This window comes from Nocardia sp. NPDC051052 (assembly GCF_044456045.1).
Classification (GTDB): Bacteria; Actinomycetota; Actinomycetes; order Mycobacteriales; family Mycobacteriaceae; genus Nocardia.
In genome coordinates this window covers 182,699-204,819 of record NZ_JBITFL010000005.1, presented here as the reverse complement: position 1 = coordinate 204,819, position 22,121 = coordinate 182,699, and the positions used below count along the sequence as shown (strand labels likewise).

Annotated in this window: 18 protein-coding genes; 15 read left to right on the top strand and 3 right to left on the bottom strand. The window is 67.6% G+C overall.

All coding sequences use genetic code 11. The features are described from left to right. Positions 1-150: 150 nt before the first annotated feature. The 6 genes from ACIBCN_RS18460 (at position 151) to ACIBCN_RS18435 (ending at position 7,696) form a co-directional block, all read left to right on the top strand. On the top strand, positions 151-1,518 hold the full coding sequence (locus ACIBCN_RS18460; protein WP_396992767.1) for a flavin-containing monooxygenase: 1,368 nt from the start codon (positions 151-153) through the stop codon (positions 1,516-1,518). Between the two features lie 4 nt (positions 1,519-1,522). Next, complete coding sequence (locus tag ACIBCN_RS18455) at positions 1,523-2,668, top strand: serine hydrolase domain-containing protein (protein WP_396992766.1); 1,146 nt, start codon at positions 1,523-1,525, stop codon at positions 2,666-2,668. Then, a complete protein-coding gene (locus ACIBCN_RS18450; RefSeq protein WP_396993310.1) occupies positions 2,668-3,708 on the top strand; it encodes an NAD(P)-dependent alcohol dehydrogenase in 1,041 nt (346 codons plus the stop codon). The genes ACIBCN_RS18455 and ACIBCN_RS18450 overlap by 1 nt, the downstream gene beginning before the upstream one ends. A gap of 19 nt (positions 3,709-3,727) precedes the next feature. Next, a complete protein-coding gene (locus tag ACIBCN_RS18445) occupies positions 3,728-5,377 on the top strand; it encodes a class I adenylate-forming enzyme family protein (protein WP_396992765.1) in 1,650 nt (549 codons plus the stop codon). A 112-nt stretch (positions 5,378-5,489) separates the two neighbouring features. Then, a complete protein-coding gene (locus ACIBCN_RS18440; protein ID WP_396992764.1) occupies positions 5,490-6,347 on the top strand; it encodes an alpha/beta fold hydrolase in 858 nt (285 codons plus the stop codon). A 317-nt stretch (positions 6,348-6,664) separates the two neighbouring features. Next, entirely contained in the window at positions 6,665-7,696 is a 1,032-nt protein-coding gene (locus tag ACIBCN_RS18435) for a DoxX family protein (protein WP_396992763.1), read from the top strand. Between the two features lie 8 nt (positions 7,697-7,704). On the opposite strand, the gene ACIBCN_RS18430 is transcribed toward ACIBCN_RS18435, so the two are convergent. After that, on the bottom strand, positions 7,705-8,136 hold the full coding sequence (locus ACIBCN_RS18430; RefSeq protein ID WP_396992762.1) for an STAS domain-containing protein: 432 nt from the start codon (positions 8,134-8,136) through the stop codon (positions 7,705-7,707). A 558-nt stretch (positions 8,137-8,694) separates the two neighbouring features. Between ACIBCN_RS18430 and ACIBCN_RS18425 the strand changes: the two genes are divergently transcribed. From ACIBCN_RS18425 to ACIBCN_RS18390, 8 genes are read left to right on the top strand one after another with little or no spacing between them, the layout of a single operon-like run. Continuing rightward, positions 8,695-9,570, top strand: coding sequence for a TauD/TfdA dioxygenase family protein (locus ACIBCN_RS18425; RefSeq protein WP_396992761.1), 876 nt, complete (start codon positions 8,695-8,697; stop codon positions 9,568-9,570). After that, complete coding sequence (locus tag ACIBCN_RS18420; protein WP_396992760.1) at positions 9,567-10,106, top strand: FcoT family thioesterase; 540 nt, start codon at positions 9,567-9,569, stop codon at positions 10,104-10,106. The genes ACIBCN_RS18425 and ACIBCN_RS18420 overlap by 4 nt, the downstream gene beginning before the upstream one ends. Next, positions 10,103-11,641: a long-chain-fatty-acid--CoA ligase gene (locus ACIBCN_RS18415; protein WP_396992759.1), complete on the top strand. Its 1,539-nt coding sequence runs from the start codon at positions 10,103-10,105 to the stop codon at positions 11,639-11,641. Before ACIBCN_RS18420 ends, ACIBCN_RS18415 begins: the two co-directional genes overlap by 4 nt. A 5-nt stretch (positions 11,642-11,646) precedes the next feature. Next, positions 11,647-11,883, top strand: coding sequence for a phosphopantetheine-binding protein (locus ACIBCN_RS18410; protein WP_396992758.1), 237 nt, complete (start codon positions 11,647-11,649; stop codon positions 11,881-11,883). Further along, the gene (locus ACIBCN_RS18405; RefSeq protein WP_396992757.1) at positions 11,847-16,289 is read left to right on the top strand and encodes an amino acid adenylation domain-containing protein; all 4,443 of its coding nucleotides are present in this window, start codon (positions 11,847-11,849) and stop codon (positions 16,287-16,289) included. The genes ACIBCN_RS18410 and ACIBCN_RS18405 overlap by 37 nt, the downstream gene beginning before the upstream one ends. Next, positions 16,283-17,332 (top strand): ABC transporter substrate-binding protein, encoded by a 1,050-nt coding sequence (locus ACIBCN_RS18400; protein WP_396992756.1) that lies wholly within the window; start codon positions 16,283-16,285, stop codon positions 17,330-17,332. Before ACIBCN_RS18405 ends, ACIBCN_RS18400 begins: the two co-directional genes overlap by 7 nt. Beyond that, positions 17,329-18,384, top strand: coding sequence for a FecCD family ABC transporter permease (locus tag ACIBCN_RS18395; protein WP_396992755.1), 1,056 nt, complete (start codon positions 17,329-17,331; stop codon positions 18,382-18,384). Before ACIBCN_RS18400 ends, ACIBCN_RS18395 begins: the two co-directional genes overlap by 4 nt. Further along, positions 18,381-19,169 (top strand): ABC transporter ATP-binding protein, encoded by a 789-nt coding sequence (locus ACIBCN_RS18390; protein WP_396992754.1) that lies wholly within the window; start codon positions 18,381-18,383, stop codon positions 19,167-19,169. The genes ACIBCN_RS18395 and ACIBCN_RS18390 overlap by 4 nt, the downstream gene beginning before the upstream one ends. A gap of 2 nt (positions 19,170-19,171) precedes the next feature. On the opposite strand, the gene ACIBCN_RS18385 is transcribed toward ACIBCN_RS18390, so the two are convergent. Beyond that, positions 19,172-19,954 (bottom strand): SDR family NAD(P)-dependent oxidoreductase, encoded by a 783-nt coding sequence (locus tag ACIBCN_RS18385; RefSeq protein ID WP_396992753.1) that lies wholly within the window; start codon positions 19,952-19,954, stop codon positions 19,172-19,174. Between the two features lie 87 nt (positions 19,955-20,041). On the opposite strand from ACIBCN_RS18385, the gene ACIBCN_RS18380 reads away from it, so the two are divergent. Beyond that, positions 20,042-20,893: a helix-turn-helix transcriptional regulator gene (locus tag ACIBCN_RS18380; RefSeq protein WP_396992752.1), complete on the top strand. Its 852-nt coding sequence runs from the start codon at positions 20,042-20,044 to the stop codon at positions 20,891-20,893. Positions 20,894-20,957: 64 nt separating this feature from the next. Here ACIBCN_RS18380 and ACIBCN_RS18375 read toward each other — a convergent pair whose 3' ends face one another. Then, the gene (locus ACIBCN_RS18375; protein ID WP_396992751.1) at positions 20,958-22,115 is read right to left on the bottom strand and encodes a serine hydrolase domain-containing protein; all 1,158 of its coding nucleotides are present in this window, start codon (positions 22,113-22,115) and stop codon (positions 20,958-20,960) included. Positions 22,116-22,121 lie beyond the last annotated feature (6 nt).

Genomic DNA, 22,121 nt, shown 5'->3' with positions numbered 1-22,121 from the left:
TAGACAATACGTCATTCACTAGACACGCTGTCTAGCCAATGTTACGTTGTTGCCTACGTCACTCCGGAAGCCACACGGCTACGGACGGTTTCGGCGCCGGGCGCGCCGCCGCAGGCAGGTGACCGCCCTCCCAGCACGAGGACAAGTGAATTGACCCAACCCACTCTGCCCAAGGTCTGCCTCATCGGCGCGGGCCCCTCCGGGATCACCACCGCGAAACGGCTGCAGGACTTCGGAATTCCGTTCGACCTGTTCGAAGCCTCCGACGAGGTCGGCGGCAACTGGTACTTCAAGAATCCCAACGGCATGTCGGCCTGCTACCAGTCGCTGCACATCGATACCAGCAAGTTCCGGCTGGCCTTCGAGGACTATCCGGCGCCTGCGGGCTGGCCGGACTTCCCGCACCATTCGCAGCTGTTCCAGTACTTCAAGGATTACGTCGACCATTTCGGCTTCCGGGACAAGATCCTCTTCGACACCAAAGTCACCGCGGCCGAACGGCACGCCGACGGCCGCTGGCTGATCACCGCCAGCGACGGCCGTACCCGCGATTACGACGTTTTGATCGTGTGCAACGGACACCACTGGGATCCGCGCACCCCCGACTACCCCGGCGAATTCGACGGCGTGCTGATCCACAGCCATGCCTACAACGACCCGTTCGACCCGGTCGATATGCGCGGCAAGAAGGTCGTCGTGGTCGGCATGGGAAATTCCGGGCTGGACATCGCCTCGGAATTGTCCCAGCGCTTCGTCGCGGAAAAGCTCACCGTCTCCGCCCGGCGCGGGGTCTGGGTGCTGCCGAAATACGTGCACGGCAAGGTCGGCGACAAGCAGAGTGTGCCCGCGTGGATTCCGCGCAAGGTCAGCATGAAACTCAAGCAGCGCTTCGTCCGCAAGTTCCGCGGCGACATGGAGTTCTACGGGCTGCCCAAGCCCGATCACCGGCCGTTCGAGGCGCACCCGTCGGCCAGCGAGGAATTCCTGCACCGCGCGGGCTGCGGCGATATCGCGTTCAAGCCTGCCATCACGGCGCTGGAGGGCCCGCGCGTGCGCTTCGCCGACGGCAGCACCGAGGAGGTGGACGTGATCGTCTGTGCCACCGGCTATCACATCAGCTTCCCGTTTTTCTCGGATCCGAACCTGGTGCCGGACGAACAGAACCGCATCCCGCTGTTCAAGCAGATGATGAAGCCCGGCGTGGACAACCTGTTCTTCATGGGCTTGGCGCAGCCGCTGCCGACGCTGGTAAATTTCGCTGAGCAGCAGAGCAAGTTGGTCGCCGCCTATCTGATCGGCAGGTACCTGCCGCCGTCGGAGCCGGAGATGCACGAGGCGATCCGGGTAGCCGAGCAGCGTCGGCGTGGGCGCTACTACCACTCACCGCGGCACACCATCCAGATCGAGTTCGAGCCGTACGTGCGCGACTTGAACAAGGAGATGGCGCGCGGTGCGAAGCGCGCCGCCGCGAACGGCTACGCGCTACCGGTGCCCGCCAGGGTGCTCGAGAACGCGTGAGACGATGACGACTTCGGGCTGCTGCACCGACCAATTCGCCGGTGTGCGAGAAGAATTGGCGAACCAACTGGCCTCGGGCGAGGAACTCGGCGCGGCCATCTGCGTGACCGTCGACGGCGAACCCGTCGTCGACCTCTGGGGCGGCTACCGCGATATCGAGCGCACCGTGCCGTGGACCGAGGACACCCTGGTCAACGTCTTCTCGATCAGCAAGACGATGACGGCGCTCGCCGCACTGCTGCTTGTCGATCGCGGCGAGCTGGACGTGCGGCAGCGGGTCGGCCACTACTGGCCGGAGTTCGCGGCAAACGGCAAGGGCGACATCGAGATTCGGCACATTCTCGGCCATACCTCCGGCGTCTCCGGCTGGGAGCGACCGATCGAGCTGGCCGATATCTACGACACCGAAGCGGCCAGCGCCCGCCTCGCGGCGCAACCGCCATGGTGGGAGCCGGGCACCGCCTCGGGCTATCACGCGCTGAACTACGGGCATCTGGTCGGCGAGGTGATCCGCCGCATCACCGGCCGTGGCCTAGGGCAGTTCTTCGCCGAGGAGCTCGCCGGTCCGCTGAGCGCGGACTTCCACATCGGCACCGGCGCCGAGCATCATCACCGGATCGCGCCGCTGGTCCCGCCGCCGATGCTGGAATTCGACATGGCCTCGCTCGATCAGACGAGCATTCTGGTCAAGACCCTCACCAGTCCCCTGCTCGACCTTCAGGAGGCGAATAGCGCCGCGTGGCGGCAGGCCGAGATCGGCGCGGTGAACGGCCACGGCAATGCCCGCTCGGTGGCGCGGGTCCAGGCGCTCGTCTCCAACGGCGGCGTGTTGGATGGCCGAAGGATGTTGTCGGAGAAGACGATCAGCCTGATCTTCGAGCAGCAGTCGGACGGCGCCGATTTGGCGCTGCTGGTGCCGCTGCGCTTCGGCATAGGCTACGGGCTCCCCCAGCCGCAGACCGCACCGCAGGTCCCCGACGGCCGGGTCTGCTGGTGGGCGGGGCTCGGCGGCGCGATCGTCGTCAACGATCTCGATCGTCGAATCACCTTCGCCTACACCATGAACAAAATGGCACCCGGGCTGATCGGGTCCGCGCGCGCCGACGCCTACCTACGCTCGGTCTTCACCGCCGTCGGGGTCCGCGCATGATGCGGGCGCTGCAACTGACCGAGCCCGGCGTGCTGGAGCTGCGCAAGGTGCCGATCCCCGAGATCGGTCCCACCGATCTACTGCTCCGGGTCGGCGCGGCCGGGATCTGCCATTCCGATCTGCATGTGCTGCACATTCCGTTCCGCATGCGCGACGAGCCGCTGACCCTCGGTCACGAGGTCGCGGGCACCATCGAGGCGGTCGGCGCCGAGGTCGACGGCCGCGCCGCCGGTGATCGCGGCATCGTCTACCTGTGCTGGTCGTGCGGTGTGTGCCGGGAATGCGTGCGCGGCAACGAGAATGTCTGCCTGGCCGCGGGCCGCACCGCGATGCCGCCGTGTCCTGGGCTCGGCCCGGACGGCGGCATGGCCGAGTACATCCGCATTCCGGCAAGCTCTTTCGTGCCGATCGGTGACCTCGACTTCGCGCAGGCGGCTCCGCTCGCGGACGCGGCGCTGTCCAGCTATCACGCGATTCGCGGTGCCCGCGAACACCTTCGGCCCGACTCGGTCGCGGTGGTGATCGGCATCGGCGGGCTCGGCCATGTCGCGGTGCAGATTCTCGCCGCGACCAGCGCGACCCGGGTGATCGCCATAGACATCGGCACCGACAAGCTCGAATTGGCGGCCCGCTGCGGCGCGGCCGAGGGTCTGCTCGCCGGCGCCGACACCGCGCGGGAGATTCTCGACCGTACCGGCGGTCGCGGGGCCGACGCGGTCTTCGACTTCGTCGGCGTCGACCAGACGGCGACGCTCGCCGTGGAATCGGTGGCGCCCAACGGCGCCTACCGGATGATCGGCCTCGGCGGTGGTGCACCGGAGATCACGGCCGGTCCGGCGGGTGGGCCTGGTTGGCCGTGGGGAGCCTCCATTCGAAAGTCGTACGGCGGCACCAAATCCGACTTGATCGAGTCCGTCGCCCTGGCCCGCTCGGGCAAGCTCAGGGTCGAGGTCGAGCGCTACGACCTCGCGGCAGGCCGCGACGCGCTCGACCGGCTGGAGCGTGGTCTGGTCACCGGCCGCGCGGTATTGATTCCATAGACAAAGAGAGTGGCGGTAGATGACAAAGCCTTTCGATGCACAGGCGTTCGCCGCCGCGGCGGTGGCCCGGCTGACCGGGTCCGGTGGGCGATTCGAGATGACGGTCGAGGACGTGCTCGGCGCGCGGCTGCCGGTGCTGCGGCATCGAGGGACATCGCTCGGTGACGTCCTCGCCGCGTCCACCACCTGGGGTGCACGCGATTATCTCGTCACCGAGAACCGCCGGATGTCGTTCACCGAGCACGCGGCCGCGGTCGGCGCGCTGGCCAGGGCGCTGCGCGACCGATTCGGCATCGAAAAGGGGGACCGGGTAGGCATTTTGGCCGCGAACACCGCGGAATGGGTGATGACGTTCTGGGCGGCGCAATGCCTCGGCGCGATCGCGGTGGGCTACAACGCCTGGTGGACACCGCGCGAAATCGCCTACGGCGTCGAGCACACCAAGCCCAGCGTGCTGGTCGTCGACGCGAAACGCGCGGCGCTGGTGGCGGAGCTGGATATTCGCGTGCCCGTGCTCACCATGGACAACGATCTGCCCGCGCTGATCGCCGAATTCGCCAGCGGCGCACTGCCGCGCACCGAAACCGACGAAGACGACCCGGCAGTCATCTTGTACACGAGCGGCACCAGCGGACGGCCGAAGGGCGCGGTGCATTCACACCGAAACATGCTGGCGGTCATCGGATATCACCAGTTCAACGACGCCTTGGCCGCCGAGTTCGCTGGCGCGAGCGAACCGCCGAGTGGCCGGCGGTTTCTACTCACCTCGCCGCTGTTCCACATCGCCAGCCTGCACAACCTGGTGGTCCCTCGGCTGGTGACCGGCGATACCTCGGTGCTCTACCAGGGCTCCTACGACGCGGATCGGGTGCTGCGACTGATCGAACGCGAACGCATCACCAACTGGGGCGCCATGCCGACCATGGCCACCCGGCTGCTGGAGCGGGATCTGTCCCGGTACGACTTGTCCTCGCTGGCCTCGTTCTCGCTGAATTCGGCGCCGTCCTCGGCATCGCTGCAACACCAACTGCGCGAACAACTTCCGGTGGCCAAGGCGGCGCTGGTGATCAGCTACGGGCTCACCGAGTGCAGCACCGCGGCCACGCTGGCCAGTCCCGCCGAGCTCGCCGCGTTCCCGGATACCGTGGGCCGCCCCGTCATCGGGGTCACCGTGCAGATCCGCGACAGCGCGGGCAACGCCGTTCCGGACGGCACCGAAGGCGAGATCTGCCTGCGCAGCCAGTACGTGATGCTCGGCTACTGGGACGACGAGGCGGCCACCGCGGCCGCGATCACCGCGGACCGATGGCTGCGTACCGGCGATATCGGCGTACTGACCGACGGCAGGCTCCGATTATCCGGTCGGCGTTCGGATCTCATCCTGCGCGGCGGCGAGAACGTCTATCCCACCGAGATCGAACAGTGCCTGGAGGAGCATCCCGCGGTGCGTGAATGCGCGGTCGTCGGCGTGCCGCACGCAGACCTCGGTCAGCAGGTCGCCGCCTTGGTCGTCGTCGACAATGCCTCGGCGACAACGGAAGAGGAGCTACGCACTTTCGCCGCCGAGCGAATCGCCTACTACAAGGTGCCCGCTCGCTGGCGGCTCACCACCACGGCGCTACCGCGCAACGCCACCGGCAAGGTGGTGCGCACCGGCATCGAGGTGTGACCGCGGGCCCGCCCGCACGGTATCGCCGAAGGCCCAGCTCACCCCTTGACTACATCGTAAAATTGGGACGGATCGGGCGACGTGTGCGCCCGGCCGCTCGCGAGGAGTCAACGTGGACATTTTCGAGCATCAGGGCAGAGCGGTGGCCTTCGACCGCGCCGGTAGCGGCGCGCCGATGGTGTTCCTGCACAACGCGGGCACCCAACGCCATATCTGGGACGACCAGGTGGCGGAGCTTCGGCGCGACCATCAGGTCTTCGCCATCGACCTGCCCGGTTACGGCCAATCCGACCAGCCTGCGGACGGCTATCGCCTCGCCGACTACACGCACATGCTCGGCGCCTTCCTGGACACCCACCGACTCACCGACGTCGTGCTGGTCGGCAACTGCCTCGGCAGCGCCACCTCGCTGAGCTACGCCATCGGCCATCCGGACAGAGTGCGGGCCCTCGTCCTGATCAACCCGCTGACCTGGGACACCGTCAGCTCCGGCCAATCCGCGCCGATGGCCTGGGCGGATGCCAGGCTGCCACTGGGACCGCTGGCCCGCAGGCTCGCGCTGCCCGGCCGCGCCGTCTCACTGATCGTCGCCAACCAGCTCGGAGCCCGCGGCAAGCGCCAGCGGCTGCAGCATTCCCCGCGCCTGCGCGCGCACTGGTCCGATCGCGGCCGCCTGCACGCGCTGCACGAGCTCGTCCAGGACTTCCCCGCCTACGCCGCCCTCGACCGATTCGACCCGCCGCCCGGCTTCCCGCCGATCTGCACGATCTGGGGCAAGCAGAACCGCATCCTCTCGGCCCGCGCCGGTGCCCGCCTCAATCGCACGTTGCACGCCCACACCGCGGTCGAGCTGCCGGACTGCGGCCATCTTCCGATGGTGGAGGACCCGGACAAGGTCACCTCGATCATCACCGACTTCCTGGCGACGACGAGCCGGGCCACGGTCCCGAAGGCCGTCGGCGGTTCCTGACCGCTCACCTCACAGCGGTGCCCGGGTCACACCGAGAAGCTGTCCGAACACACTGCGACACTCACTGCGACCGGCAATTCTGAATCTCTTATCCAGAGACAACAGATCTCGTTTGCACATGGGTAACTCATCGGGGACGAGCTAAGTCCCACACGAACACCACCGCCGGTCGCCAACGCCACTGGCGCCGCATCTGAGTCTGGCCTGAATACGCGGAGAGGCGGATAAGCTACGCCCGTTACTCCCCGCCCACCGGGTTTGATGCGAGACCTTCCGGGAACCCGGTCGAATAGAGCCGTCGAGGAAAGGGATCCGTCATGTTGTTACGCCGACTTGCCCGCCCGCTTTTGGCCACTGTCTTTGTCGTGGAGGGTGTCGATACGTTGCGGCACCCGGAAACGCGCGTCAAGGCGGCGACCGAGCTGGTGCAGCGAGGCCAGCGTCAGTTGCCCGAAGAATACGCCGCGAAGTTGCCGAGCGATCCAGGAACTGTGGTTCGGATCAATGCGGGGGCCCAGGTAGCTGGTGGTGTGCTGTTGGCCCTCGGCAAGGCGCCACGCCTGGCCGCACTGGTCTTGGCCGCGACCGTCATCCCGGCCACGGTCACCGAGCAGGACTTCTGGAACGAACCGGACCCGGCGCAGAAGGCGACCAAGCGCAATGCGTTCCTCAAGGACCTCGGGCTGCTCGGCGGGTTGATGATCGCCGCGGCGGATACCGAGGGCAAGCCGTCGCTCGGCTGGCGCGGCAAGCGTGCCGCCCGTGACGCGGCCGCGACGGTCACCGCCGCGCTGCCGTTCACCGGCTCCTCGGACAGCGCCACCGGCGAGGTGCTGAAGCGCCGTGCACACGAAGTCGCCTCCGCGGCAGGCAGTTTCGGTAGCGCGGCCGCTGCCAAGGGTTCCGAGCTCGCCGAGACCGTGCAGCAGCACAGCCCCGAATGGGCCGCTGCCGCAAAGGAACACGCCGCCCCGCTGGCGGAGACCGCCAAGGAGCGCGGCGCGGAATTCGCCGATGTGGCCAAACACCGCGGCGCCGAATGGGCCGAACTCGCGCGGGAACGCGGACCGAAGTGGGCCGAGTTCGCCCGCGAACGCGGTGCCGAGCTGGCCGAACTCGCCAGGGAACGCGGCGCGGAACTCGCCGATGTAGCCAAACACCGTGGGGCCGAATGGGCCGAACTCGCCAAGGAGCGCGGCGCCGAGTTCGCGGAGGTCGCCAAGGAACGCAGTGCCGAATTGGCGGACACCGCACGGGAGCGTGGTCCCGAGCTCGCCGACACCGCCCGCAAGCGCGGGGGCCGGTTCGCCGATACCGCGCGGCACCGTGTCGAAAAAAAGCTGAACTGAACCGAAAGTCAGGCCGTTTCCTCGTATCCGACAGCGGCGTCGGCCAGTGCGGCGTCCAGCGACCTCACCCGATGGAAGCTGGGCGCCAAGCCGGTCACCTCGAGCGCGCGATCGACACCGCGCGCCGCGGTGATCAATACCAGGCGGCGCCTGCTCTTTTCAGCTTGTGCCTGAGCGTCGACCAGCACCCGGAGCCCAGCGGCACCCAGGAAGGTGACCGGTGACAGGTCGATGACGACCGTGACCGGACCGGCACCGAAGACCCGGCAAAGCTGATCACGGAAGCTCGGCGCGGTCCGCAGATCGATCTCGCCGTCGACCAGCATCATGACGATATTGCGGCGCGGACGGCACACCGAAAAACGTAGGACGTCAGTGACTTCCGGTACCGAGCGGTCCAAAGGTGGGGCAGCGAACCGGTCGTCGTCGTTGCGGGACATATGCCGACTCCTCGGCCTGCCACCACACGGGACAGACCTCTCTACCAAGTGAAGCATGGCAGGTCAGGTCTGTACAGCGGCCTGAGTCGGTCAGCTCGTCGCCTGTTTGCCCATCGCTCCCGCGAACAGCAGGCCGCCGATGACCGCGGCGGGTACGGCCGAGTGCGATGGTGCCGAGGATCGCGCCGATCGGGCTGCGGCGGCGCCCGTCACCAGGCAGCCTCAGAGGACGGCCAGGACGACGATGGTCGGGACCGCCGTCGCCGCACCGACGAGCGCACCGCCCGCCATGCAGCCGATGCCAGCACAATCCGGGCGCGCGATCTCACGTGCGTCCGTGACGCACTACTGAGTACGAAAATTGTTGCAGAGAAGCAGTATTGGCGAATCAGCCGAGACTGGCCGGGTCGCCGTGCGGAGCGGTACTCGCTACCGCGAAAGGACGCTAGCCCCAGTCGGGCGCACCGTGCAACCACTACTCGCCGAGTGTCAGCTAGCTCACAGCGACCGCCCTGAATCTCCGGGAACTACAGGGCGTAGTGGGCCGACTAAGTGGTTATGCAGCGAACAGCCATGCGGATCAGCCCGCAGGGAGATTTCGGTGTGGCGGTCGAGGACTTCGATCCCACATCGCGCGATGACATCCGTGCGGTCAAGCGCGCCGTGTACCGCGAGCGGATCGCGGTGATCAAGGGCATCGAGCTCGATCCGCGCCAATTCGTCGCGCTGGCACGTGGTTTCGGCGAGCCGATCCGGTACTACGAGCCGATCTACCACCACCCGGACGTGCCGGAAGTGTTCGTGTCGTCCAACGTCGACACCGGTAAGCAGCGGGTCGGGGTGCCCAAGACCGGGAAGTTCTGGCATTCGGACTACCAGTTCATGGCGCGCCCGTTCGACCTGACCTTCACCCACACCCAGGTGGTGCCGACACACAGTCGCGGCACGTATTTCATCGACCTCGCCGCCGCCTACCAGCAGCTCAGCCCCGAGTTGCGGCGATCCGTGGCCGACACGGTGGCGACGCACAGCGTCCGCCGCTACTTCAAGATCCGCCCGAGCGACGTCTACCGGCCGATCTCGGAGGTGCTCGCCGAGATCGACCGCAAGACGCCGCCGGTGCAACTGCCGACGGTGCACCTCCACCCGCACACCGGCCAGCCCGTTGTGTACGTCAGCGAGGGGCTCACCGAATCCATCACCGCGGCCGACGGCACCGACCGACCGGATCTCCTGCACGAATTGCTCTCCGCCACAGGGCAGCTCGACGACACCTTCGAGCATCCGGCGATCCGTTTGCAGACCTTCGAGCGGGGCGATCTGCTCATCTGGGACAACCGCAGCCTGGTGCACCGGGCGCTGCACAACACCACCTGTGAACCCGCGGTCTCGCACCGGGTCACCGTGTACGACGACGAGGGCATCCCGGCATGACTGGCGAGGTGTTCCCGAACGATCCGGTGCTGCTGTCGGAGGTGCTGCGCTGTTACCAGCCGCACTGCCGCTATTTGCGCGAGCTCACGGTCCAGGCGCGGGGCGAACAGGCCAGTGCCACAGGAACGTTCGAGATTCCCGAGTCCTGTTACATCGACGCGACCGGTCACCTCAATTCGGTCGAGGTGAACATCTGCTACAACCAGATGCTGTATCAGACCATCGCGGTGCTGGTACGGCACCGCGTCGGCGCGCTGTTCGGCGACTGGACGATGGCGGAGTACTGGCGGCGCCAGCTACCCGACATCCTGATCACCCGGCTCGACAGCGAATATCGACGGCCGATCGATCCACGACGGTTCTACGGCGAGTTCGCCCTCGGCGGTAGCCAGGAGCGCACGAGCTCGGTCGACGGTGCGCCGTTCACCTCGCTGGACACGTCGTTTCGGTGCTGGGACGACAACGGCGGGCACTGCTCGGGCACCGTTCGCTTGGCCATCGTTGGCGCGGCACGTCCGCTGGGAGCGGTGCGTTGAGAACGCGCACCGTGACGTCGATGCTGGCCGAGCACGCGCGGAATCGTCCGGACACCCTCGCCATCGCGTGCGCCGGGGCGGGACTCGACTACGCGGGACTGCGTGCCGACAGCATCCGGCTGGCGCGTGCGCTGCGTGCTGCCGGGATCGACAACGGCGCCCGAGTGGCCTACCTGGGCAAGGAGTCCGTCTACTACTACGGCGTGTTCTTCGCCTGCGCGCGGCTCGGCGCGGTGCTGGTGCCCATCAATTTCCGGCTCACCGCGCCGGAGGTCGAGCACATCATTCGCGATTCGGGTAGCGCGCTCGTGCTGGTCGATGCCGATACCGCCGACATCGCCCGGTCGGCCGCACCGCAAGTGCGGTCGGTCCGGATGGACGGCGACGAGTTCACCGCATGGCTGGCCGGTGTCGCCGACCCCGATCCCGACGAGCGGTCCTCGGGGCGCGATGACGCCCTGATCCAGCTGTACACCAGCGGAACCACCGGGCTGCCCAAAGGTGTTGTGCTGGCGCAGCGCAGCTTCTTCGCCATCGCGGACGCACTCGACGAGGCCGGGCTGGACTGGCTCGAGTTCCGCGACGGCGACCGCAATCTGATCGGCATCCCCGGCTTTCACGTCGGTGGCATCTGGTGGGCCATGCAGGGTTTCGCGGCGGGGATCACCAATGTGGCGATGCCGCGGTTCGACAGCACCTCTGCGGTCGCCCTCATCGAAGAGGCTCGGATCACCACCATGTGTGTCGTTCCGTCGATGCTGCGGCTGATCCTCGGTGAACCGCGCGTGACGCCGGAATCGGTCGGCTCGGTGCGCAAGGTCGTCTATGGCGGATCGCCCATTTCGGCGACGCTGCTGCGAGAAGCGCTGGAGCTCTTCGGTGCCGAGTTCGCACAGATCTACGGTCTGACCGAAACCGGGAACACCGCGATCTGCCTGCCGCCCACCGAACACGTGCCCGGCAATCATCGGCTGGCCGCGGCGGGCCGCCCGTATCCCGGTGTGTCCGTGCGGATCATCGATGCGGCAGGCACGCCGCGACGACCCGGTGAGGTCGGCGAGATCTGCCTGCACTCGCCCGCCGCCATGCTCGGCTACTGGAATCTGCCGGACGCGACAGCGGAAACGCTCATCGACGGCTGGATCCACACCGGGGACGCCGGATACGTCGATGCCGACGGCTACCTGTACATCCGAGACCGGTTGAAAGACATGATCATTGTCGGCGGCGAGAACATCTATCCCGCCGAGATCGAGAACGCCCTCGCCCGGCATCCGGCCGTGGCGGACTCGGCGGTGATCGGCGTGCCGGACGACGCGCTCGGCGAATCGGTGCACGCGTTCGTCGCGTGCCGGCCGGGCGAGCAGGTCCGGGTGCGCGAGCTGATGACGTTCTGCCGAGAGCACCTGGCGTGGTTCAAGATTCCGGTGCGATTCGAGTTCGTCGAACGCATCCCGCGCAATCCCAGCGGCAAGATCCTGCGCTGGCAGCTGCGCGACCGGTTCTGGGCCGACCGGGAGAGACAGGTCAACTGAGCGCGATGGAACAACTCACCTACGACACCGTGCGGGCGGATATCGCCGATGTGCTCTATCTGGAGCCGCACGAATTGACCGACACCGACGACCTGTTCGCCGCCGGACTGGATTCGGTGCGGTTGATCGGCTTGATCGAACGCTGGAAGTCGCGCGGCGCCGCACCGGCTTTCGTCGACCTGGCCGAGAATCCGACGCTGGCCGCATGGTGGCCGTTGCTCGCGCCGCGGCCCGCGCCGTGAGCGAGCGTCAGCGAGGCGCGGTCGTGAGTTCGGGGCGGCCGCTGACCTCCGCGCAGTTGGGCGTCTGGCTCGGTCAGCAGCTCGACCCGACCTCTGCGGTGTTCAATATCGCGGAGTACGTGGACATTTCCGGATCGGTTGTGGTGGACGCACTGGTGGCCGCCATTCACGCGGCCATCGATGAGGCTGCGGCGCTGCACGTTCGGTTCATCGATGATGGTCCACGGCAGATTGCGGAGTCGCCCATCTGGGCGGTCCGGGTGGTGGATGTTTCGGGAGAACCGGATCCGTTGCGTGCCGCGCTGGATCTGATGGATCGAGACGTTTCCCGGCCCGTCGACCTGACCAGCGACATCCTGTTCGCGCACATCGTGTTCCGGCTCGATACGCGGCGGACACTCTGGTACCACCGGGTGCATCACATCCTGCTCGATGGCTATGGGATGGCGCTGATCGCGCGACGTGTCGCCGAGCTGTACACGGCGAGGGTGACCGGAACCGCGCAGCCGCCTTATGCATTCGGGTCGTGGTACGCCGTGGTCGACGCGGATGTCGCGTACGCCGATTCCGCGGATCTCGAACGCGACCGCGCGTTCTGGCTCGACTACCTCCGCGATCGGCCTGCCCCGGTGACCCTGTCCGACGCGGCACCACGCTCGACATCAGTCGCCGGGCAGGCACTTCGGGAGTACACCGCACTGGATCCCGAGACCGTCGCGCTGCTGCGGAACGTCGCGGAGACCTCCCGCGCCAACTGGACCGACGTGCTCACCGCCGCGATTGCCGGGTACGTGCACCGAATGACCGGCGCCCGCGAGGTGTGTCTCGCGCTTCCGGTCATGCTGCGGACCGGCACACCGGCGCTGCGCGTTCCGTGCATGACGCTCAACGGAGTCGCCCTGTGGACCGACTTCGCGGACGATCCGACGCTGACCGAGCTGACCGGCCGGGTGGCGCGGCATCTGGTCCGCGGCCGGCGCCATCAGCGCTACCGCAGCGAACAGGTCCGCCGTGACCTCGGCCTGGTCGGCAGCGATCGCAGCATGTACGGCCCGTCGGTCAACATCATGCTGTTCGACTACGACCTGCGCTTCGGCTACTGCGCCAGTGTGGTGCGCAATGTCACCGCGGGGATGATCGACGACCTGGTCTTCAATCTGTACGACCGGATCGACGGCACCGGTCCCACGCTGTATCTCGACGGGCATCCGAGCTCGTACACGTCGACCGAGTTGGCCACCCACCTGAGGCGATTCACCACGTTCCTCCGCCGCGTTCTGGACGCACCGGATCAACCGCTCGATGCCGCCGATCTCTTCTTACCTGGCGAACGAGAGTGGTTGCGCACCAACGGTCGCGGCGCGGAACGCCCATGGCCGGACAGCACGGTGCACGATCTGCTGGCCGCCCAGGTGGCCCGCACGACGACGGCTACCGCACTCGTCGCCACGAATGCGGACGGGACGAAACACGCTCTCACCTATGCCGAACTCGCGCTGCGGGCACGGATAGTGAGTGCCGCGCTGATGTCAGCGGGTACTCGCCACGGTGACGCCGTGGCGGTATTGCTTCCTCGCACCAGCGACGCCATTGCCGCACTCTTCGCCGTACTCATCTGCGGTGCAACCTATGTGCCTCTCGATCCCGGGCAGCCTCCGCCCCGATTGGCGCTACTTCTAGAGGACCTCGCCGACAGGGCACCACTAGCCGCGATTATCACCACGACCGGGCTGGCCGGGCTGATTCCCTCCATATTGCGTGACCGCACCATCAAGCTCGATGAAACCCCAAGTACCGCAACACCATCAACCGAGCACGCGCGTCCGCCGGTCCGGCTGCACCCCGAGCATCCGGCCTGGATCATCCACACTTCAGGAACCACAGGAACACCTAAGGCCGTGGTGATTTCGCACCAGTCGGTGGTGAACCTGTACCACCACCATCGTGAACATCTGATCGAGCCCGCGGTCGCGGCGCAGGGCGGGCGGCGGATGCGGGCCGCGCTCACCGCGTCGATGACCTTCGATACCGCGTGGGAGGGTCTGCTCTGGTTACTCGCCGGGCATGAGCTGCATTTCATCGATGACGATCTGCGACGCGATCCGGATCGTCTGGTGCGCTACATCCAGGACCAGCGCATCGACTTTCTCGATGTGACACCGACTTTCGCACGGGAGCTGCTGACCGCCGGGTTGTTCGCCGGAGCGCACCGTCCGACGGTGATCGCGCTCGGCGGTGAGGCCGCCGATCCGGCGTTGTGGACCACGCTGCGCACTGCGCCGGGGGTCTCGGTCTACAACCTGTACGGCCCAACGGAATGCACTGTCGACGCCACCTGGACCGGCATCGCCGCCCATACCGCGCCATCTATCGGGGTTCCGGTCGCCAATGGCCGCTGCCATGTGCTGGATCGCGCCCTGCGTCCGGTGCCGCCGGGAGTCGTCGGCGAACTGTATGTCGGCGGAACACCGGTCGGTCAGCGATATCTCGGCCAGCCGGCGGCGACCGCGGCGCGATTCGTTGCCGACCCGTTCGACGCGAACGGCAGCCGCCTCTACCGCACCGGCGATCTGGTGCGGTGGCACAAGGACGGTCACCTCGAGTATCTGGGCCGCGGCGACAGCCAGATGTCGTTGCGCGGCTATCGGATCGAGGTCGGCGAGGTCGAGGCCGCACTTGTCGCCCATCCACAGGTCGACGCGGCCGCGGTGCGTGTCGACGCGGAGGTCCTGGTCGCCTATGTGGTGCCCGCCCCCGGCTCGGGTGCACCGGCGGCGCAGTCCGTACGCGTGCACATGGCCGAACGGCTGCCCGACTACATGGTGCCGTCGGTGTACGTCGCGCTGGATCGGCTGCCGCACACCGCGAACGGGAAACTGGATCGAGCGGCGCTGCCCGCGCCGCCGGATGGCGAGTTCACCGAGCGGCCAGCGCGTACCCCCACCGAGCACGCGCTGGCCCGGCTGTTCGCCGAGGCGCTCGAGGTCGAGTCGGTCGGCATCGACGACGACTTCTTCGCGCGCGGTGGGCATTCGCTACGCGCGGCGCGGGTGCTGAACGGGGTCAGGGCGGCCTTCGGGGTGCGGTGGGATCTGCGCGCCATGTTCGACACACCTACCGTCGCCGGACTCGCGGAGCGCCTCGAATCCGGCCGTGATAGTGACGAGTTGTCTTGGACACCGGTGGATCTCGATGCGGATGTGCAGCTCGGCGGCACCATGTGCGCGACGGCCGAGCCACCGGCGAAGGCGCGCGCGGTGTTACTCACCGGTGCCACTGGATTCCTCGGAGCGTTCCTGCTGGCGGCTCTGCTCGAACGCACCGACCTGCACGTGTACTGCCTGGTTCGCGCGAACGATGATCCTGCCGCGCTCCATCGCATCCAATCCGCTTTCGCCCGTTATCGTCTCGACAGCACACCGACAGCTGGCCTCGCGCGCCGGATCACCGCCATCGCGGGCGATCTCGCACTCCCCCAGTTCGGCCTCTCGCACACGCGCTACCAGGAGCTGGCCAACACCGTCGATGCGATCGTGCACAACGGCGCCAGAGTGCATCATTTCGAGCCGTACTCCCGGCTGCGCCCGGCGAATGTCGAAGGCACCGAACGCATTCTGCGCCTCGCGGCCACCGGCACGCCCAAGCCGGTCCACTTCGTCTCCTCCGTCGACACCGCGTTCGCCGTTGACGGCAATCCGCCGATCCTCACCGAAGACCGACGCGTGGCCGCGACTTCGTTGCCGCACAACGGATACGTCGCGAGCAAGTGGGTGGCGGAGGGTCTGGTGTACGCCGCCGCACACCGCGGCGTGCCGGTCACCGTCTACCGGCCCGGTCGCATCGGCGGTCACTCGCGGACCGGAGCGTCCGGCCCGGAAGACGCGTTCTGGAGCCTGATCCGCGCGATGGTCGTGCTCGAGGCCGTCCCGGCGGAGATCTACGACGCGGGCAGCATCGACATGGTGCCGGTGGATTGGGTCGCCGCCACCATCGCACACCTGGTCGCGCGCCGGCCGACGGCCATGACCTTGCACCTGACCAGCGAGCATCCGCTGCCGTTCGCCACCATCGTCGACGCGCTGCGTGATCGCGGTTACCCGGTCTCGGCCGTCCCGTCCTCGATCTGGCGCGCCCGGTTGACCGCCATGGCGGATCGTGCGTCCGCACAGGGCGACCACTCGTTGACGATTGCCCGCGCGCACACCGCACACCTGGCTCCCCCGGGCGACGCGGTCACCTACGGACGCGGCAACCTGCACGCGGCACTCACCGATTCGGCTCTCCCACAACCGGATTCCGCCACCGCGCTTACCGCCGGGATCGACTACCTGATCGAGACCCGATTCCTCCCCGCGCCACCGGCCGTCCCGGCTCTGGCGCAACTATCGAAGAGGCACCCATGCTGATCAAGCGCGCGCTGCTACTGACACTCGCGGCAAGCACCCTCGCCGTCACCGGCTGCAGCACCTCGGTGACCGAAACCCCCGACGCCAAACCGTCGGCGGCTACCGAGGGTGTCACCAAATATCCGGTGTCCCTGGAGAATTGCGGCAAAACCTACACGTTCACCGAAGCACCGAAACGCGTGGTCGTGATGAACGGCGGTTCGGTCGGCGAGGTGTCCTCGCTCATCGCGCTCGGTGTCGCCGACCGGGTGGTGGCCAACGCGCAGTCCTACGGCGCCTCCGACGTACCGGACCGCGCCGCCGCGATCGAGGCCATTCCGACCGGCAAGTTCACGCCGAACAGTCTGCAGGACATTCCCCGCGAGGCGATGCTCGGCCAGCACCCCGACCTGGTGATCTCCACCGGCGGCGGCGGTTTCGCCGCCGACCAGGGCTTCGCGACCCGCGAGGAGCTGGCCGCCGCGGGCGCCAATACCTATGTGCCCCGCGCGAATTGCGGCGTGACCGGTGCCGTCACCGGCACACCGACGATCGAGGACAGCTACGCCCTGCTGCGCGATCTCGGCACCATCTTCGACGTGCCAGGCCGAGCCGAACGCCTCGTCGCCGACTCGCAACGCGCGATCGCCGACACCGCGGGTCGGGTGGCCGGGCAACCGAAGAAGAACGTGCTGCTCGTGTTCCCCGGCATGGGCATGGGCGACTCCTCGGATTTCTCCGCGATCGCGGCGGGCGGCATCTGGAACGACGTGATCGACAAGGCGGGCGCGGTGAACCCGTTCAACCGTGCCGACGGCACCACCTTCGTCACGATCAGCAAGGAGCAGCTCGCGGTGACGCCGATCGACGGACTCGTGGTGGTCAACTACCGCAGCCCCGACATCGACGCGGTCGCTGAGCGAATCCTCGCGCAGTTCCCCCAGTGGACCGCGACGAAAACCAATAACTACGCGGTGCTTGCGGATTCGATCTATCTCGGCCCGAGCAATGACGTCGCGGTGCGGCACATCGCGAAACTGGTGCACCCCGAGCAGTTCCGATGACCGGCAGGAGCGCGACCACCACCCGGCCACCACTGGCGGCGGCGCCGCTGCCGATCGTGCTCGCCGCGTCGGCGGCGGTACTGCTCGCCGTGATGCTGCTGTCGATCGCGGCGGGCTCGGTCACCGTGTCCGCCGCCGACACCGGCCGGGTGATTCTTGCCCATTTGTCCGGGAAGACACCGGATGTCGGCTTCACCGTCGACCAGATCGTCTGGAACTACCGGCTGCCCCGGGTGATCCTGGCCGCGCTGTGCGGCTGCGGTCTCGCGGTGGCCGGCGTAATTCTGCAAGCGCTGGTGAACAATCCGCTTGCCGACCCGTATGTGCTCGGGCTGTCCTCCGGCGCTTCGCTCGGCGCGGTGACCGTGATCGTCACCGCGGGTGGCGTACTCGGCGGCGTCGGGGTGACCGCCGCGGCCTTCTGCGGCGCGATCGCGACCATCGCGGTGGTGTTCCTGCTCGGGCAGCAACGCGGCACCCTGGTGCCGACTCGGTTGGTGCTGGCCGGCGTCGCGGTGGGCTATCTACTGCTCGCCGCAACGAACTATCTGCAGTTGCGCGCGACCCCGAATGAGCTACGGGCGGTGATGTTCTGGACGATGGGCAGCGTCGCCGGGGCGAGTTGGGATCGGCTCGGCACCGTCACCGTGGTGGTGCTGGCGACCGTCGCCGTGGTGCTCGCCTTCGGTCGTCGCCTCAATGTGCTCGGCACCGGCGATGAACAGGCCACCGCGCTCGGCGTCGACGTGCGCACGCTGCGGATCGTGCTGCTGGTGCTTGCCTCGCTGCTGACCGGCGTGCTGATCGCGGTGGCAGGCGGCATCGGCTTCGTCGGCTTGATGATTCCGCACCTGGTCCGCCTCGCCTTCGGCCTGGATCATCGGCGGGTGCTGCCGCTGTCCGCGCTGATCGGTGCCGCGTATCTGGTTGCGGTAGACCTGCTTTCGCGCACCATCGACGCCCCGAACGAATTGCCCCTCGGCATCTTCACCGCCGCCTTCGGCGCCCCGTTCTTCCTTTGGCTGCTGCGCCGAAACGGTGGGCTCACATGACGTCCTCGGCCGAATTGTCCGTTGCGGGAGTAAGTGTCACGTTCGGCGACGTTCCGGTCCTCGAGAAGGTGACCCTGCACGCACCGCCGGGCTCGGTCGTCGGCATCGTCGGCCCCAACGGCAGCGGCAAGACCACCCTGCTGCGCACCATCTATCGGTCGCTCCAACCCACCACCGGCATTGTCGCGATCGATGGTGCCGACATCTCCGGGATGTCGATCCGCGCTGCGGCACGCACGACCGCCACCGTTCTCCAGAATGGTTCCGGCTCACCAGAACTCACCGTCGCCGAGGTGGTCGGGCTCGGCCGCAATCCGCACCACGGCCTGTTCAGCCGGGACTCCGCGGCCGACCATCAGGCCGTCGACGACGCCATGGCGCGGACCGGCAGCACCGCCTACGCCGACCGCACCATCGGCTCGCTGTCCGGCGGTGAACGCCAGCGCGTGCTGCTCGCCAGGGCACTTGCCCAACAGCCGCGCCTGCTCGTGCTCGACGAACTGACCAATCATCTCGACGTCCGAGCCCGGTTCGAGCTACTCGAGCTGATACGCACGACCGGCATCACCACCCTCGCGGTGCTGCACGAGCTCGACCTCGCCGTGCGTTGCTGCGACCGGCTGGTCGTCCTCGACCACGGCAGCGTCGTCGCAGCGGGCGAGGTGCTCGAGGTGATGACGCCCGAACTACTCCGAAAAGTGTTCGGCGTGCATGCCACCGCAACCCGCCACGACGACGGCATCATCCGGTTGCATTACGCTGCAAAGCCTTTGGCGGACTCCTGACTTCACGCGCGCAGGCCGCCGTCGACGCGAATCACGGTGCCGGTCACATAGGAGGAGCGGTCACTGAGCAGCCACGCGGCGGCCTGGGCGATTTCGTCCGGGTCGGCCACCCGGCCCAGCGGGGTAAGCGCGTTGAGTCGCTCGATGACGCCCGGCGAGTCCGCTTCCCAGTCCTGGATCATCTCGGTCAGCGTGCTGCCCGGCGCGATCGCGTTCACCCGGATACCCTCCGGGCCGTACGTGACAGCGGCCGATTCGGTGAGGCTGTTGAGCGCCCGCTTCATCGCTCCGTAGGCGGGCAGTTCCGCGTTGCCCATCAGGCTGCCGACGCTGGAGGTGTTGACGATGGCGCCGGTGCCCGCGGTCGCCCGGATGGCCGCGACCTCAGCGACCATGGCCAGCCACGGGCCCTTGAGGTTCACGGCGTAGACGTAGTCGAAGTCGGCCTCCCGCACCTGATCCATCGGACCGGACGGCACCAATGCCGCACCGTTGTTGAAGGCGACATCGAGCTGTCCGTACCGCTCGACCGTGTGGTCGACGGCAGCGCGCACGCTATCCGGATCGGCCAGGTCGCACACCACATAGTCCGCCGTCCCGCCCGCCGCCCTGACCTCCTCGGTCACCGCCTTCAGCTGCGCCTCCGTCCGTGCCGCGAGCATTACCCGAGCTCCCTCCTTGGCGAACAGTCGGGCCGCGGCGGCGCCGATACCGCGTCCCGCACCGGTGATGAAGGCGACCTTGTCCGCCAGGAGGCCCGCCTGCGTAGTCAGTGTGTTTTCCATGGTTGCGAGCCTCGGCTCGAATGCCGAGCCGAGCCAGGTACCGGCTGTACCTGGCTCGGTTCCGCGACCGCCGAGCAGACTGAAGGTGTGGACAGACGAGAACTGGCGGACTTCCTGCGCAGCAGGCGCGAGCGGATCACCCCGGCCGACGTCGGGCTGCCGGCGGGACCACGCCGCCGCACCCCGGGGTTGCGCCGCGAGGAGGTGGCACAGCTGGCTTTCATCTCGACCGAGTACTACACGCGGCTGGAGCAGGCCCGCGGTCCGCGTCCGTCGCGCGAAGTACTGAGCGGTTTGACTCGCGCACTGCGCCTTTCGGACGCCGAACGGGGCCATTTGCACCACCTCGCCGGGGCGCCACCCGGCCCACCCGCCGGGCCGTCCCGCGAGGTACGGCAGAGCATCCTCGACCTGCTGCATCGGCTGCCGCAGGCCGCCGCGATCGTGACGTCGGCTACCTGGGAGGTGATCGCCTGGAACGAGCTGGCGACCGCGTTGATGGAGGACTTCTCCGCCCTGTCGCGACGCGACCGAAACCTGGTGCGGCGCACCTTCCTCGGCCCGCGCCTGCACGGACGGCGGTTGTACGGAGTGTCGGACGCGGACACGTTCGCCCGAAGCGCGGCCCAGGATCTGCGCGCCACCGCCGCCCGCTACCCCGACGATCCAGAGGTGACCGAGCTGGTGGCCGAGCTCCTCGCCGGAAGCCCGGAGTTCGCGCGCCTGTGGGCCGCCCACGATGTGACTGCCGAGCCCGCCTTGTGCAAGACCTTCGAACATCCGCTGGTCGGTCCGATCGCCGTCAATTGCGATGTCCTCGACATCACCGATCGAGATCAGCGGGTCGTGATCTACACCGCTACCCCGGGCTCACCGACCGAGCAAGCCATGCAATTGCTGTCGGTCATCGGCACCCAACGCATGGACGCCTCCAGCTGAGTCCGTCCACCCGCGGTGGCATCGTGCCGGGCCGGCCAGGCGCGGTGCGGGCTGATTTGCCGGGTCAGAGCTTGGGTTTCGCGGGGCTACTCGCGCACAGTGCCGAGGCGAGCGCGGTACGGACATCCGCGTCCTGCGCGTCGCTTTCGCCCGGGTAGAGGTTGGCCATCACCGTCGCGCCGCGGCCGTCGGTCGTGATCACGCCCATCGTCTGGAAGCCCGGGAAGCCGCCGTCGTGTCCCCAGTACAAGCCACCGCACGGCAGCGGTGTGCTCTGCAGACCCAGCCCGTAGGCATCGTGGTAGGAATTGCCGGTCGGCCGGGTCGACATCATCTCCTGGAGTTCCGCCGGGCGCAGGAGGTCACCGTTCACGAGGGCGGCGAGGAACTCGTTCAGGTCCGCCGCGCTGGAGATCATCCCCCCGGCGGAGCCCGCGACCGACGGATTGACTTCGGACAGGTCGACGAGACCGGAGTTTCCCTGCGCGAGGTAACCCCGCGGGTGATCGCCCGGGATGCTCGTTCCATCCCCGGGAACTGACGTATCGCGCAGGCCGAGCGGCGCGATGACGCGCTGGCCGATCGCCTCCGCGTACGGCAGGCCGGTGAGCTTCTCGATGAGTAGGCCTGCTACCAGATAATCCGTGTTGGAGTACGCGTAGCTGGTTCCCGGTGGGAACGACGGCGGGTGGGCCAGGGCGAGGCGCACCAGCTCCAGTCGATCATGGTGTTCGAGTGGAGCTTTCAGGACCTGCTCCACGGACAGATAGTCCAAGTAGTCGGGCAGTCCGCTGGTGTGCTGGAGCAGCTGACGCACAGTGATGTCGTGTCCGTCATTGCCGTTGCCCCCGACGATGCCGGGCAGGTACTGCTCGACCGGCGCGTCGAGTGCCACCCGTTGCTCCCCCACGAGTTGCAGCACCACGGTGGCCACGAACATCTTGGTCATGCTGCCGATGCGGAACCGGCTGTCGTCGGCGATCGGCGCACGGGTCCTGACATCCGCGACACCGCTCTTCAGTACCGTCCGGCCGCGCGCGTCGCGCACTTCGAGCAGCGCTCCCGGTGCGCCGTCGGCGGTGGTCAATCGCCGCAGAATGTTTTGTACGTCGGTATAGCTGGACGAGTCCGCGGTATTCGTATGGTCGCCGGTCCCGCACGCGCACAGCGTCAGTGCGGCCGTGGCGCACAGAGCGCCGAAAATATAGGTGTGCCTTCGCATTTGGTC

Coding starts and splice junctions, on each gene's coding strand:
- ACIBCN_RS18425 (WP_396992761.1), top strand. CDS start 8,695: ATGCAGCGAACAGCCATGCGGATCAGCCCGCAGGGAGATTTCGGTGTG.
- ACIBCN_RS18385 (WP_396992753.1), bottom strand. CDS start 19,954: ATGGAAAACACACTGACTACGCAGGCGGGCCTCCTGGCGGACAAGGTC.
- ACIBCN_RS18435 (WP_396992763.1), top strand. CDS start 6,665: ATGTTGTTACGCCGACTTGCCCGCCCGCTTTTGGCCACTGTCTTTGTC.
- ACIBCN_RS18455 (WP_396992766.1), top strand. CDS start 1,523: ATGACGACTTCGGGCTGCTGCACCGACCAATTCGCCGGTGTGCGAGAA.
- ACIBCN_RS18430 (WP_396992762.1), bottom strand. CDS start 8,136: ATGTCCCGCAACGACGACGACCGGTTCGCTGCCCCACCTTTGGACCGC.
- ACIBCN_RS18390 (WP_396992754.1), top strand. CDS start 18,381: ATGACGTCCTCGGCCGAATTGTCCGTTGCGGGAGTAAGTGTCACGTTC.
- ACIBCN_RS18450 (WP_396993310.1), top strand. CDS start 2,668: ATGCGGGCGCTGCAACTGACCGAGCCCGGCGTGCTGGAGCTGCGCAAG.
- ACIBCN_RS18375 (WP_396992751.1), bottom strand. CDS start 22,115: ATGCGAAGGCACACCTATATTTTCGGCGCTCTGTGCGCCACGGCCGCA.
- ACIBCN_RS18395 (WP_396992755.1), top strand. CDS start 17,329: ATGACCGGCAGGAGCGCGACCACCACCCGGCCACCACTGGCGGCGGCG.
- ACIBCN_RS18420 (WP_396992760.1), top strand. CDS start 9,567: ATGACTGGCGAGGTGTTCCCGAACGATCCGGTGCTGCTGTCGGAGGTG.
- ACIBCN_RS18400 (WP_396992756.1), top strand. CDS start 16,283: ATGCTGATCAAGCGCGCGCTGCTACTGACACTCGCGGCAAGCACCCTC.
- ACIBCN_RS18405 (WP_396992757.1), top strand. CDS start 11,847: ATGGTGGCCGTTGCTCGCGCCGCGGCCCGCGCCGTGAGCGAGCGTCAG.
- ACIBCN_RS18445 (WP_396992765.1), top strand. CDS start 3,728: ATGACAAAGCCTTTCGATGCACAGGCGTTCGCCGCCGCGGCGGTGGCC.
- ACIBCN_RS18410 (WP_396992758.1), top strand. CDS start 11,647: ATGGAACAACTCACCTACGACACCGTGCGGGCGGATATCGCCGATGTG.